Source organism: Humibacter ginsengisoli (genome assembly GCF_054780095.1).
Map to the genome: position 1 here is coordinate 218,995 of NZ_BAAGWZ010000002.1, position 12,883 is coordinate 231,877.

The window sequence follows — 12,883 nt, forward strand, 5'->3', positions numbered from 1 at the left end:
GCCCCCTCGCGCCGAGAGCTCAGGATCCCAGAGGTTCCGCCACCCTGGAGAACAGGCAGGAAAGCGTCTTCCACGCGAACGCAGGCAGGTCTTGCCTGTTTTCGCGTGATGTGCCTGCGTTGCCGTGTGCTACTCGCGGCGGGATGCTCAGTGTCGGTCAGCGCCGTGCCGCAGTCCGTACCGCTCCGGAGCGGCGATGTGTTCCTCGGGCATGCCGACCACGCTGGCCAGCACCTCATACACTTCGCTCACGCCGCGGAAGTCGCCGGTGAGGATCGCCTGCGTGTCGCCCGGCCCGTCGCACAGCATCTCGGCCGTCCAGGCGCGCACGGCCCGCCGCAATGCCTGACCGGGTGCGCAGCCTTCCCCGGTGCCCGGTCGGCCGCCGCGAACGGACCGCGGCAGCCACGTCACCGTCATGCGCATCGGCACCTGGAGCGGGAAGACATCCTTCGGCTCCGCCACCTCGACGAAGACCCGGCCCTTCGCGCACAGCGGAAGCAGCGCGAGCTGGCTCTGCAGTTCGGCGAGCGATGTCTCATCCGCCGTCACGAGGAACTGCACGCGGTCGTCCCGGTGCGCGGTGGCACCGGTGTGAGCGGAGTGTTCGGGCTGGTACATGGTGGTTCCAGTATAAGGCGAGCCTTACCTAAGGTGTGCTGAGGGCACATCCCACACGGGTGGCCGGCGGTCCTGCCAGCGGATGCGCCGCTGCAGCTGCGCTCCGAGCGAGAGCAGCACGGCCTCTCCCCCGGGTCTGCCGATCAGCTGAACACCCATGGGAAGCCCCTCGGATGTCTGCCACACCGGCAGCGTTATGGCCGGCAGTCCGCTCACGTTGAGCATCGACGTGAACGGCGTGTACTGCACCTGCTGAGCGAAGTTGCGTTCGGCATCCTCCACGTCGTACCAACCGAGCGGACGCGGAGTCATCGCCAGCGCGGGCGTCAGTACCGCGTCGAACGAGGACAGCTGCCGAATGAGCGAGCGCTCGTACCCGGTCAGCGCGGCGAGCGCTGCGCCCAGTTCGCGCGCACCCACTGCCCTACCCTGCTCGACGAGCCAGCGGGTGAGCGGCTCGAGCAGTGCCATCGCCTCGCCGTCCGCGGGGATGCGTGCTGCGCCCGCCTTCCACAGCGTGATGAACGCCGGCCCGTACGTGGGGTCGGGGGTCAGGGCGGCCTGCTCGATGCCGTGCCCGAGCGCCGCGAACTCGTCGGCGGCGCAATCGAGTGCGGCGAGCGCATCCGGCTCGAGTTCGATCTCGTAGTCGAGGTCCCACGCGCTCGTCGTCATCACGCCGAGCTGATAACGACCTTCGCCGCGCACGGCGGCGCCGAGGAATGCCGTGTCGTCGCCCGGCGCCGCCACCGCGAACCGGTGGTCGACCCGCCCGTTCCGGCGCGCGATCATGCCGTCGAGCAGCAGAGCCGCGTCCTCGACCGTGCGCGCGATCGGGCCGTCGACGACGAGCCCGCCGAGCGACTCGAGACCGCTGCCGGAGGGGACCCTTCCGCGCGACGGCTTCAGCCCGACCAGCCCGCACGCCGCAGCGGGGATGCGAATCGACCCACCACCGTCCGACCCCGGCGCGAACGGAAGCATCCCGCTCGCCACAGCGGCCGCCGCTCCGCCGCTGGAGCCGCCGGCGCCGCGCTCAAGATCCCACGGTGTGCGGACCGGTGGCGCGACCAGCGTCTCGGTGTAGCACGGAAGCCCGAATTCCGGAGCACCGGTCTTGCCGAGGCTGACGGCGCCCGCGGCATCCAGGTCTTGCACGATCTCGTCGGATTCCTCGGGCACGTATCCGGTGAGCAGCCTCGATCCGAAGCCCGTCGGCACGCCGGCGCGCTGCCACAGATCCTTGTCGCCGATCGGCAGCCCCCACAGCGGCGCGGACCGGGGAACGGATGCCTGCACCCGCTCCGCCCGCTCGCGCGCGGCATCCGCGGTGACGGTCACGAACGCTCCCACCAGCGGGTTCAACGCCTCGATGCGCGCCAGGTAGTGGTCGGCGAGTTCGAGCGGCGTCACCTTGTCGCGCTGCAGCAGGTTCCACTGGTCGAGAGCGGTCAGCTCGTGCAGGTCAGCCATCCCTCGAGCCTATGGTGGCCGGCCTCCCCGGTTCATAACTCCTGCAGAACGTCGCCGGTGTCGTGCATCACCCAGTGTTCGCGCGCAGCCGTCGAGACTGGCGCCGGTTTTGCAGGAGTTATGAACAGAGCGTTGACAGCGCTTCGGTGGTTAGTTACTGTACTAACGAACCAACGAGGAGCGCGGTGATCGACGAAGGCAAGCCGATCTTTCAGCAGATCGCTGAGCAGATCGAGAACGACATCATCTCCGGTGCACTGCCGGAGGAGAGCCAGGTGCCGTCGACCAACGAGTTCGCAGCGTTCCATCGCATCAACCCGGCGACGGCCGGCAAGGGTGTCGGCATGCTCGTCGACGACGGCATCCTCTACAAGAAGCGGGGCATCGGCATGTTCGTGTCGTCCGGTGCTCGCGAACAGCTGCTGGCGAAACGACGCGAGAGCTTCAGGGCCGACTTCGTGCTTCCGCTCATTTCGGAAGCGAAGAAGCTCGGCATCTCGCCGGCGGAACTCAACAACCTGATCACTCAAGAAGGAGAAGCATCGTGACCGATACGGCCACCCCCGTGGTCGAGGTCGACGGCCTCACCAAGCGCTTCGGCGACGTCGTCGCACTCGACGACGTCACGCTGAGCGTGCGATCGGGCGCCATCACGGGCCTGCTCGGGCGCAACGGCGCCGGCAAGACCACACTCATGCAGACGATCACCGGGCAGGACTTCGCGAGCTCGGGCACGATTCGCGTATTCGGCGAGCATCCGGTGGAGAACGCGAAGGTGCTCTCGCGCATCTCGTTCATCAAGGAGAGCCAGAAATACCCCGACGAGTTCAAGCCGAAGCACGTGTTCGCCTGCGCGCCGTGGTTCTACGAGAACTGGGACGCGGACTTCGCCGCTCAGCTCATCGACGACTTCCAGCTTCCGGTGAACCGCCGCATCAAGAAGCTGTCCCGCGGACAGCTCTCGGCGGTCGGCGTCATCGTCGGGCTCGCCGCCCGGGCGCCGCTGACGTTCTTCGACGAGCCCTACCTCGGGCTGGATGCCGTCGCGCGGCAGATCTTCTACGACCGTCTCATCGCCGACTACGGAGAGCACCCGCGCACGATCATCCTGTCCACCCACCTGATCGACGAGGTGGCGAACATCCTCGAGCACGTCGTCGTCATCGACAAGGGCCGCATCATCATGGACGAGTCTGCGGAGTCGGCCCGTGAATCGGCGACGACCGTCGTGGGTCCGCGTGCGGCCGTCGACGCGTTCGTCGCGACCCGCAAGGTGCTGCATCGCGAAGGCGTCGGCGGGCTGGCATCCGTGACTGTCGAGCGACTGGATGCCGACGAGCGCCGGGATGCCGTCGCCGCCGGCCTCGAGCTCGCCCCCGTCTCGTTGCAGCAGCTCATCGTTCGTACCACCAACTCGACCGCCACCGAGTTCGCCGAATCCGCTTCGGCCATGAATGGAGTCCGGTCATGACCGCCATCAGCTCGCCCGCTTCCCTCGCGGACGCCGTCGCCGTTCCCAGCAAGGGTCAGCGCGTCTGGAACGTCACGCGACTGCACTTCGCGAACACGTTCAGCATGATCGCACTGCCGTGGCTGATCATCGCGTTCGTCTGGCTGGTGAACATGGTGATCTGGGTCTCGATCTATGCCTCGACCCACGAGCAGCTCACCGGAACGCAGTGGTCGGGAGCCACGATGTACATCTTCGTGTACTTCGGCATCGCCGCCGTTCAGGCGATGAACCTCACCTTCCGGTTCGCGATGGGCATGTCTGCCACTCGTCGCGACTACTACCTCGGCACCTGGCTGGCCTTCGCGCTCCAGGGCCTGCTCTTCACGGCCGTGTGCACGCTCGTCTCGTACATCGAGAACTGGACGAACGGCTACGGCATGAACGCGCACATGTTCAGCAACGTCTACATGGGCAGCGGGCCGCTCTGGGAACGCGTGTTCACCACGTTCGGCGCCTTCATGTTCTGCTTCGCGCTCGGGGCGCTGGCCGGCAGCGTCTACGTTCGGTGGCGTGCGAACGGGCTCTACGCCCTTGGCGCGATCGTCGCGCTCCTCGTCGTGGGCTTCGTCGCGATCACGACCCTGACCGCATCGTGGCCTGCCGTGGGCGGCTGGTTCGTTCAGGTGCGCGCGGTGGGAGTGGTGGCGTGGCTGCTGATTCCCATGGCCGTCAGCGGACTCATCGGGTTCTTCGTGCTGCGAAAGGCGCCCTCCCGGGCCTGACAGGCATCCACCGCTGCGAACTGGACGAGGCCTGCCGCATCCACCCCGGATGCCGGCAGGCCTCGATTCGTACAGCGCCTTATCGACCACCCGTTCGGGCGACCATCGGCGGAGGTGAGATCACTGTATGACCGGCCACCGGCATCCGTCAGGGGGTTGTCACGGATTGATAACGACGATGGGGCGAATCCATAGGAACGGCGTGCACAAGCTAGTCCTTGAGGCTCTTCTGCATGAGGACCGTGCCCAGCCATCTGCCGAACTTGTAGCCCACGTGGCCCATGCTGCCGATCTCTTTGAAGCCGAACGCCTTGTGCATGGCGATGGAGGCATCCGCTCCCTGGTCGGCGATCACGGCGATCATCTCCTTGAGACCGGCCTGCTTCGACCGCTCGATCAGCGCCTGCATGAGCACCGTGCCGAGCCCCTTGCCGGTGGATGCCTGCCCCAGGTAGATCGAGTTCTCCACTGTGAATCGGTACGCCTTCTTCTGCTTCCACGGCGTGACGAGCGCGTAGCCGAGGATCTGCCCGTTCGGCGACTCGGCGACGAGGAACGGCATGCCGAGCTTCGTCAGGTAGGCGTACTTCGACTTCCACTCCTTCAGCGACATGGTGTCTTCGTCGAAGGTGACCGTGCTGTTGGTGACGTAGTAGTTGTAGATCTCGCGCACGTGCGGAAGGTCGCTCGGCCGGGCATCCCGCAGCTCATACGTGAACGGGGGCTCCGGGGCCTCGGGCCTCCGAAGGTGCGGCGGCAGCACCCGGCGGGTCTCGTATTCCTCTTCCAGCACGGCGACCAGCGTAACCGCCGGTTGTTGCACCTCTGTTTCAGGTCTGCTTCATCCCAGCGCCCAGTCCACCGGCTGTCCGCCCTGCCGCACGAGCAGCTCGTTCGCCCGGCTGAACGGCTTCGAGCCGAAGAACCCGCGGTCGGCCGAGAGCGGGCTGGGGTGGGGAGACGTAATCACCGGGGTGGTGCCGAGCAGGGGCCGCAGACCCCCGGCATCCCTCCCCCAGAGGATCGCCACCAGCGGAGTGCCGCGGGCCACGAGCGCACGGATCGCGTGCTCGGTCACGCGCTCCCAACCGACGCCCCGGTGCGATGCAGGCGCTCCGGGACGCACCGTGAGCACGCGGTTGAGCAGCATGATGCCGTGCTCGCTCCACGCGGTGAGGTCGCCGTGGTCGGGCGTCTGCAGCCCGATGTCACTGCGCAGCTCGCGGTAGATGTTCTGCAGACTGCGTGGTATCGGCCGAACGTGCCGCTCGACGGCGAAGGAGAGGCCGATCGGATGCCCGGGCGTCGGGTACGGGTCCTGCCCGACGATGAGCACGCGCACGTCGGCGAGCGGATACCGGAACGCACGCAGCACGTTCGCCCCGGCGGGTAGATACTGACGCCCGGATGCCACCTCGTTGCGCAACCAGTCCCCCATCGCGGCGATATCGTCCGCGACGGGCTGGAGCGCCTCGGCCCACCCCGGATCCATCGAGCCGTCCGTGGCCAGCTCGGCGAGTGTCTTCGCCATCTACAGGGGGCTCCCCGCAGCGCTGCCCGTCGTGCCCGTCACCGCATGCTCCGCACGAGCACGCCGCGGTCGTCCTTGGTCACCGCCCAGACCGTCCCGGCACCGCTGGCGCGCAGCGGCCCCGATCCCACCGCGAGCACCGTGGCCTCATCGATGGCGATCACCTCGTCGACCGCTCCGGCGTCCACGGCGGCGATCGCGCGGGAGAGATTGCCCCACTGCACGGCGTGCACGTCGACCGTGACGTCGATCAGCCCGAGACCCTCCTCGATCGTGAGCTCGTCGAGGTCTTCGGCGGCATCCTGATCCACGATCTCGATGCCGCCGATCAGCCATCCGCCGAGCAGCGCGCGATCCGGGGCGATCATCGCGCCGGCCGAGAACCCGAGGTAGGGCACGCCCGATTCCACCTGGCGACGGATGCGCGACGCCAGCGGAGCGAACGCGCTGAGGTAAGCGGGTGTGAGGCCGCCGCCGACCAGGATGCCGTCGGCACCGTCCAAGGCGGACGACGGCATCAGTTCGCCCTCAGCCACGACCGTGGTCGTCAGCTCGACCGGCCGCTCGCCCGCCACGCTCTGCACGACGGATGCCAGCGTGTTGCCGTGACCCGGGTGAGCATCCTCGCGCACCGTGAGGACCACGATGCGGGCCGGGCGTGCGTCGCCGTCGGATGCCTGCGCCGTACGGTGGGCCGATGCGGCTCTCGCGAGCGCTTCCGACACGAAGCCCCCGTAGACCGCTTCTTCCGATCCGTCTCGGAAGCCGCCGCCGACCAGGAACACGCTCATTGGCGTCCCTTCTCGTCGTCCTTGCCCGCCACACGCAAGGGACCGCGGTGGAAACGGTACGACGCGGCCTGCGCCACGGGTTTGACGACGATCAGGTCGAGGTCGACGTGCGGCGGCCGCTCGAGCGCGTCGACGATCGTGTGGGCCACGTCGTCGGCAGTGAGCGGCTCAGGCACGTTCGCGTAGACCGCATCCGCGCGCTCCTTGTCGCCGCCGAACCGCGACAGCGAGAACTCCTCGGTCTGCACCATTCCGGGCGCGACCTCGATGACGCGCAGCGGCTCCCCGTTCAGCTCCAGCCGCAGCACCTCGGTGAGTGCGTGCTCGGCGAACTTCGCGGCGTTGTAGCCGCCTCCGCCGACGTAGACGTTGTGCCCAGCGATCGACGTGACGTTGAGGATGTCTGCGTGCCCGTCGGCATCCGCTGCCTCGCGCAGCAACGGGAGGAGGGCGGAGATCACGCGCTTGGTGCCCAGCACGTTCACGTTGTACATCCACGCCCAGTCATCCACAGATGACGTCTCGATCGAGTCGAGCCCCCGGGCGCCGCCCGCGTTGTTGACGAGCGCGTGCACACCGCCGACGGATGCCACGTGATCGCGCAGCGCATCGACGTCAGCCTGCACCGTGATGTCGGCGGCGAACGCCTCGGCTCCGGTCTCCTCGGCGAGAGCCTCGAGACGCTCTGCGCGGCGCGCGACGGCGACCACCTCCCATCCGTGCGCTCGCAGCAGGCGAACCGTCGCCTCGCCGATTCCCGTGCTCGCTCCCGTCACCACTGCCCGTCTGGATGCCATGCCCACCATTCTGGCCGCCGGAACACCGACGTCTGCAACCGACGGCCGAGTCGGCTGTCGCTCCAGCGCGCGGTTACGTCGTGTTGCACTTGCCTTGGGCCGCGGATGCCTGGCGCCTAGCCTGTACAGATCAACGGCGCGTCAGGCGTGCCGAACCAACACAAACCCTCACGTCGTGCCGATGGCACACCCGAGTACCGATCGGAATGAGAAACATGACCGACTCCGCGCAGTGGCAGTTCGAGACCAAGCAGATCCATGCCGGTGCCGCGCCCGACCCGGTGACCAACGCCAGGGCGACGCCGATCTACCAGACCACGTCGTACGTGTTCAACAACTCCGACCACGCGAAGAACCTGTTCGCGCTGGCCGAGTTCGGCAACATCTACACGCGCATCCAGAACCCGACCCAGGCCGTCGTGGAAGAGCGCGTCGCCGCACTCGAAGGCGGAACCGGAGCGCTGCTGCTCTCATCCGGCCAGTCGGCCTCCACCTTCGCCGTGCTGAACATCGCCCAGGCCGGTGACCACATCGTCTCGTCCAGCTCGATCTACGGCGGCACGTACAACCTCTTCAAGTACACGCTCGGCAAGCTCGGCATCGAGACGACGTTCGTGGAGAACCAGGACGACCCCGAGGAGTGGCGGCGCGCCGTCCGGCCGAACACGAAGCTGTTCTTCGCCGAGACGGTCGGCAACCCGAAGGTGAACATCCTCGACATCGAGACTGTGGCCGGCATCGCGCACGAGAACGATGTGCCGCTCATCGTCGACAACACCATCGCGACGCCGTACCTGCTTCGCCCGTTCGAACACGGTGCCGACATCGTCATCCACTCGGCGACGAAGTTCCTCGGCGGCCACGGCACGACGATCGGCGGCGTGCTCGTCGACGGCGGGCACTTCGAGTGGTCGAAGCACGTCGACAAGTTCCCTGGCCTCACCGAGCCGGACGAGTCGTACCACGGCGTCAGCTACACGCAGGCGGTCGGCGACGGTCTCGCCTACATCATCAAGGCCCGTGTGCAGCTGCTGCGCGACCTCGGTGCAGCGATCGCGCCGAACAGTGCCTGGCTGCTCATCCAGGGCATCGAGACGCTGTCGCTGCGCGTCGAGCGCCACGTGCAGAACACGCAGGAGATCGCGGAGTTCCTGGAGAGCCACCCCGACGTGGCGTCGGTGAACTACGCCGGCCTGCCCACCAGCCCCTGGTATGCGGCGGCGAACAAGTACGCGCCGAAGGGCGTCGGAGCCGTGCTGTCGTTCGAGCTGAAGGGCGGAGTGGATGCCGGCCGCGCGCTGGTCGACAACCTCAGCCTCTTCAGCCACCTGGCCAACATCGGCGACGTGCGCTCGCTCGTCATCCACCCGGCCTCGACCACGCACTCGCAGCTGTCTCCGGAGGAGCAGCTCAGTGCGGGCGTCACGCCGGGCCTGGTTCGCCTCTCCGTCGGCCTGGAGAACATCGACGACCTCAAGGCCGACCTCGAGGCCGGTCTCGCCGCGGCCCGCGCCGTCACACAGGCGGACACCGTCACGGCCTGATCGCGCCATCGACTCGAAGGGACCCGGCGACCGTCGGGTCCCTTCGCTCGTTACGGCGCCACTCCCCTTCCGTTCAAGTCGCTCAGATGGCCCTTAAGAAGCGCCGATAAGGGCCATCTGAGCGACCTGAACGGCGGAGACCGTGTCGTAACACGGTGCGGCCGAGGCCTCGGCACAGGCGAGAATTGACCCACCATGGACTGGCAGACCTCCGAAGACACCGTGCCGTCGAGCTTCATCACCGACGCGCAGGCGCGATCGCTGCTCGGCAAGCCCCGCGCGACCGGTGCCTGGCGTGAGGGCGACCCCGTCGGCGAACGCCGCTTCGCCCGTATCGGAACGGTGTCGTTCGAAAGCGGACGCAGCATCTCGGGCGGTGTCGTGGCATACGAGACGTGGGGCACGCTCAACGCGGACCGTAGCAACGCCGTGCTCGTGCTGCACGCGCTCACCGGAGACAGCCACGTGCTGGGTGAGGCAGGGCCGGGGCATCCGACCTCCGGCTGGTGGAACGGCATCGTCGGGCCGGGGCTCGCGGTCGACACCGATGAGTGGTTCGTCGTGGCGCCGAACATGATCGGTGGATGCCAGGGCTCGACGGGGCCGGCATCCCTCGCCCCCGACGGACTCGAGTGGGGTCCCCGTTTTCCGTTCACGACCATCCGGGACCAGGTGAACGCGCAGGCGGCGCTCGCCGACGAGCTCGGCATCGACCGGTGGGCAGCCGTGATCGGCGGCTCGATGGGCGGCATGCAGTCCCTGGAATGGGCCGTGGCGTTTCCCGAGCGCATGGAACGGGTTGCGGTGATCGCCGCTCCCCCGTTCTCCACCGCGGATCAGATCGCGCTCAACTCGGTGCAGATCGAGGCGATCCGGACCGATCCGCTGTTCCGTGCCGGAAGGTACTACGACGCCGACGACGGGGACGGCCCGCATGCGGGCTTGGCGCTGGCACGGCGCATGGCGCTGCTGAACTACCGCAGCGCGAACGAGCTCAACGAACGGTTTCAGCGCAGCTGGCAGAGCGGCATCAGCCCGCTCGGCGCGGGAGGACGCTTCGCCGTCGAGTCGTACCTCGACTTCCACGGCAACAAGTTCACCCGCCGCTTCGACGCGAACAGCTATATCACGGTGGTAAACGCGATGACCTCGCACGACATCGGGCGGGGCAGGGGCGGGGTCGATGCCGCGCTCGCCCGGGTCACGGCCCGCTCGCTGGTGCTCGGCATCGACAGCGACCGTCTGTACACCGTCGACGGTCAGCGCATCATCGCTGCCGGCCTGCGGAACAGCATCCACGGCGCGCACCCCATCGTGATCCATTCACCGTTCGGGCATGACGCGTTCCTCATCGAAGACGATCTCATCGGGCCGCCCTTGCGACGCCTGCTCGAGTCCTGAACGCTCCCACGCTCGCGCCTGCACGGCCAGTGCGCGGCTCGACGAGTCTTGCGTTGTCCTAATCTGTCTGTAGCAGGCCCGGTCGCGTAACGGGCGCTGCCGGGTGTGGCGCATCTCGGGCACGCCCCGACCGGAGGATCGATGACGCGTACCGTCGAAGAACGCGACCGGATGCTCGGGGTCGCGTCGAGCACGGCGAGTGCCCTCACCGCATCCGTCGCGCTTATTTGCGCTCTCGTGCCGGGCGCATTGGGCGGCTTCGAAGACGAGATCTGCGTCGTCGTTCTCTGCCTGCTCATCCTCGCGGCTGCGTTCGCGATGCAACGGCGCACATCGCCCATACCGGTCGTGGTCACGCTCGCCGCATCGACGATCGGTATCGGCGTCGTCGGCCTCAACTCCCAGGCGGACGCCCTTGCCGCGACGGCCGTCGTCTCGATGCTCGCCGCCGCGTCGGGGAGCACCGCGTTCCTCCTCGGCGCAGAACCGCACCGCCGCGTCATCCTCGGCATCGGATTCGTGATCGTCATAGCGGTCACCGTGCCGACCCTGTTGTCTGTGCATGGGCAGCTCGTCGCAGCCCTGCTGATCACCATAGGCAGCTGGGCGTTCTGCACGGGCATCTCGGTGTGGGTCACCCGCTTGGTGCCGCAGACCGTGGAGCGGATCGAGGGCATGAGCGACGCGTACCGCGTGGAACGCCAGGCGACGGAACTGGAAGCCAGGCGGCGGCAGAGCGCCCGCTTGCTGCACGACACGGTTCTGGCCACGCTGACTCTGCTCGCACACTCGGGACGCGGTGTGGGCGAGCAGGCGCTGCGCGCACAGGCCGCGGAGGATGCCGCACTGCTGCGTCAACTGCGCCTCGGTTACACGCCCGACCCCGCCGCATCCGGCGACTACCGATTGCAGCAGGTTCAGGAGTCCACGCTCGGAAACACGCTGGAAACCGTCAAACAGCGCTTCGAGCGCATGGGGCTCGACGTCGCCTGGCACGGCACAGGCCACGTGCTGCTGCCTGCTGAGACCCTGGATGCTTTCCTGCTCGCGCTCTCCGAATGCCTCGAGAACGTGCGAAGGCACTCCGGCGAGACGCAGGCGCACGTGACGATCACCGACGACGACATCACCGTGCGTGCCATGGTCACAGACTCGGGGGTGGGCTTCGACATGGGCACGGTCTCACCCGCACGACTCGGATTCACCGAGTCGATCGTCGCTCGCGTGCGCGACGTCGGGGGCAACGCGCGCCTGTTCAGCGCCCCCGGTTCCGGCACCACCGTGGTGCTGGAGGTGCCCAAGGCATGAGCAGCAGACTCGATGCCCGTGCAACCCACGTCTATACCGGGGTGAGTCGCCTTCGGGCGGGAACGCTGGTCGTCGCCGACGTGCTGGTGAGCGCGTCGGTTCTTCGGTTCCTGAGCTGGGGATCTCTCTACCCGGTGATGGGACTCGGTATCGCGGCCGTCGCGCTGCTGGTACTGGTCGCCGTGCTGATGTGGGTCATGCCCGCGGCAAGCGAGGCGCAGGTCGAACAGAGCCGGTTCGCCGCGCTGATGATCGCCTGCGCCATCATCGTGGGTCTCGACCTTGCCGGCTCGTTCGATCCCGGCACCACGAGCGTGCTCCCGGTGACCGGCATCGGAGTGGGCGGACTGCTCGCCGCCGCCGTCACCACACGGCCCCCGCGCGACATCCTGCTCGCCACAGGCGTCTTCGCGCTCACGCTGCTCGTCGTTCTCGCACTCCAGGTGCGCGACCCGCTCGACATCGCACCTCGCCTGGCGTTCGTAACGATCGCCTGCGCGCCGCCGCTCATCGGCGTGGCCCTTGTGCGCTCCTTCCGGTCGATCGTCCAGTTCCACTCCGAGATCGCCCAGACCCAGAGCACCACGAGCAGCGACTACGCGGTCGGGATGCTCGCGTCCGAAGAACTCGAGCGGCTCGACTTCGCGGCCGAACGCCTGCTCGACGACGTAGCTGCCGGGCGTGAGGCACTCCCGCTCGATGAGGCGACAGCAGCACGGGCATCCTCTCTGGCGACCCAGCTGCGGCTGCACCTCGTCGAGGATCGCAGGCAGACGTGGCTGCACCATGCCGTGACCGAGTCGGCCGTGCTCGACCCCGTGACCCGGATCGACGACCCGGACGGCCTTGCGGCATCGCTCTCCTCGCGGCAGCGGGACGGGCTGTTCTCAGCCATCTGGCTTCTCGTCGGAAGTACGACGAAGGCGAAGTCGCTGCTCATACACATCACCAGAGGATCGGATGCCGGCCCGCACGTGCACGGCCTTCAGATCCGGATCGAGGCCACGGGCATCCCGCGACGCCTGATCGACCCCGCGGCGTGGCAAGCTATTCGGAGAGTGGGGCGATACACCGAGACCGGGCAATCGGCTATGGTGCGCATTGAGATGGACTGCCTTGTCGACGCTTCGGCCGATCGATGAGTGAAGTTCATGGGTGGGAGCGCCCGCCGAGCCGGAAGAA

General features: G+C 67.7%; 13 protein-coding genes. 7 read left to right on the plus strand and 6 right to left on the minus strand.

The genetic code is table 11. The annotated features are described in order from the left end of the window. Nucleotides 1-147: 147 nt before the first annotated feature. Nucleotides 148-621 carry an SIP domain-containing protein gene (locus ACYVI5_RS03405; RefSeq protein ID WP_460578992.1) on the minus strand — a complete coding sequence of 158 codons (474 nt, stop codon included), beginning with the start codon at nt 619-621 and terminating at the stop codon, nt 148-150. A 24-nt stretch (nt 622-645) separates the two neighbouring features. Then, the gene (locus ACYVI5_RS03410; RefSeq protein ID WP_460578993.1) at nt 646-2,094 is read right to left on the minus strand and encodes an amidase; all 1,449 of its coding nucleotides are present in this window, start codon (nt 2,092-2,094) and stop codon (nt 646-648) included. Nucleotides 2,095-2,279: 185 nt separating this feature from the next. Between ACYVI5_RS03410 and ACYVI5_RS03415 the strand changes: the two genes are divergently transcribed. From ACYVI5_RS03415 to ACYVI5_RS03425, 3 genes are read left to right on the plus strand one after another with little or no spacing between them, the layout of a single operon-like run. Then, nucleotides 2,280-2,642 carry a GntR family transcriptional regulator gene (locus tag ACYVI5_RS03415; RefSeq protein ID WP_460578994.1) on the plus strand — a complete coding sequence of 121 codons (363 nt, stop codon included), beginning with the start codon at nt 2,280-2,282 and terminating at the stop codon, nt 2,640-2,642. Next, entirely contained in the window at nt 2,639-3,565 is a 927-nt protein-coding gene (locus ACYVI5_RS03420; RefSeq protein WP_460531247.1) for an ABC transporter ATP-binding protein, read from the plus strand. Before ACYVI5_RS03415 ends, ACYVI5_RS03420 begins: the two co-directional genes overlap by 4 nt. Next, the gene (locus ACYVI5_RS03425) at nt 3,562-4,329 is read left to right on the plus strand and encodes a hypothetical protein (RefSeq protein WP_460578995.1); all 768 of its coding nucleotides are present in this window, start codon (nt 3,562-3,564) and stop codon (nt 4,327-4,329) included. Before ACYVI5_RS03420 ends, ACYVI5_RS03425 begins: the two co-directional genes overlap by 4 nt. A gap of 211 nt (nt 4,330-4,540) precedes the next feature. Here ACYVI5_RS03425 and ACYVI5_RS03430 read toward each other — a convergent pair whose 3' ends face one another. Genes ACYVI5_RS03430 through ACYVI5_RS03445 form a run of 4 tightly spaced genes read right to left on the minus strand, consistent with a single transcriptional unit; the run spans nt 4,541 to nt 7,448 of the window. After that, complete coding sequence (locus ACYVI5_RS03430) at nt 4,541-5,122, minus strand: GNAT family N-acetyltransferase (protein WP_460531241.1); 582 nt, start codon at nt 5,120-5,122, stop codon at nt 4,541-4,543. A gap of 48 nt (nt 5,123-5,170) precedes the next feature. Then, on the minus strand, nt 5,171-5,860 hold the full coding sequence (locus ACYVI5_RS03435) for a uracil-DNA glycosylase (RefSeq protein ID WP_460578996.1): 690 nt from the start codon (nt 5,858-5,860) through the stop codon (nt 5,171-5,173). Nucleotides 5,861-5,898: 38 nt separating this feature from the next. Continuing rightward, a complete protein-coding gene (locus ACYVI5_RS03440; RefSeq protein ID WP_460578997.1) occupies nt 5,899-6,651 on the minus strand; it encodes a type 1 glutamine amidotransferase family protein in 753 nt (250 codons plus the stop codon). After that, nucleotides 6,648-7,448, minus strand: coding sequence for an SDR family oxidoreductase (locus ACYVI5_RS03445; RefSeq protein ID WP_460578998.1), 801 nt, complete (start codon nt 7,446-7,448; stop codon nt 6,648-6,650). The genes ACYVI5_RS03440 and ACYVI5_RS03445 overlap by 4 nt, the downstream gene beginning before the upstream one ends. 215 nt (nt 7,449-7,663) lie before the next feature. Here ACYVI5_RS03445 and ACYVI5_RS03450 point away from each other — a divergent pair, with 215 nt between their 5' ends. The 4 genes from ACYVI5_RS03450 (at nt 7,664) to ACYVI5_RS03465 (ending at nt 12,843) form a co-directional block, all read left to right on the plus strand. Continuing rightward, nucleotides 7,664-8,992, plus strand: a complete 1,329-nt coding sequence (locus ACYVI5_RS03450; protein ID WP_460531229.1) for an O-acetylhomoserine aminocarboxypropyltransferase/cysteine synthase family protein — start codon at nt 7,664-7,666, stop codon at nt 8,990-8,992. Between the two features lie 195 nt (nt 8,993-9,187). Continuing rightward, entirely contained in the window at nt 9,188-10,393 is a 1,206-nt protein-coding gene (gene metX / locus ACYVI5_RS03455) for a homoserine O-acetyltransferase family protein (RefSeq protein WP_460578999.1), read from the plus strand. 141 nt (nt 10,394-10,534) lie between these two features. After that, nucleotides 10,535-11,701, plus strand: coding sequence for a sensor histidine kinase (locus ACYVI5_RS03460; RefSeq protein ID WP_460579000.1), 1,167 nt, complete (start codon nt 10,535-10,537; stop codon nt 11,699-11,701). Beyond that, a complete protein-coding gene (locus tag ACYVI5_RS03465) occupies nt 11,698-12,843 on the plus strand; it encodes a hypothetical protein (RefSeq protein WP_460579001.1) in 1,146 nt (381 codons plus the stop codon). The genes ACYVI5_RS03460 and ACYVI5_RS03465 overlap by 4 nt, the downstream gene beginning before the upstream one ends. Nucleotides 12,844-12,883: the final 40 nt, after the last annotated feature.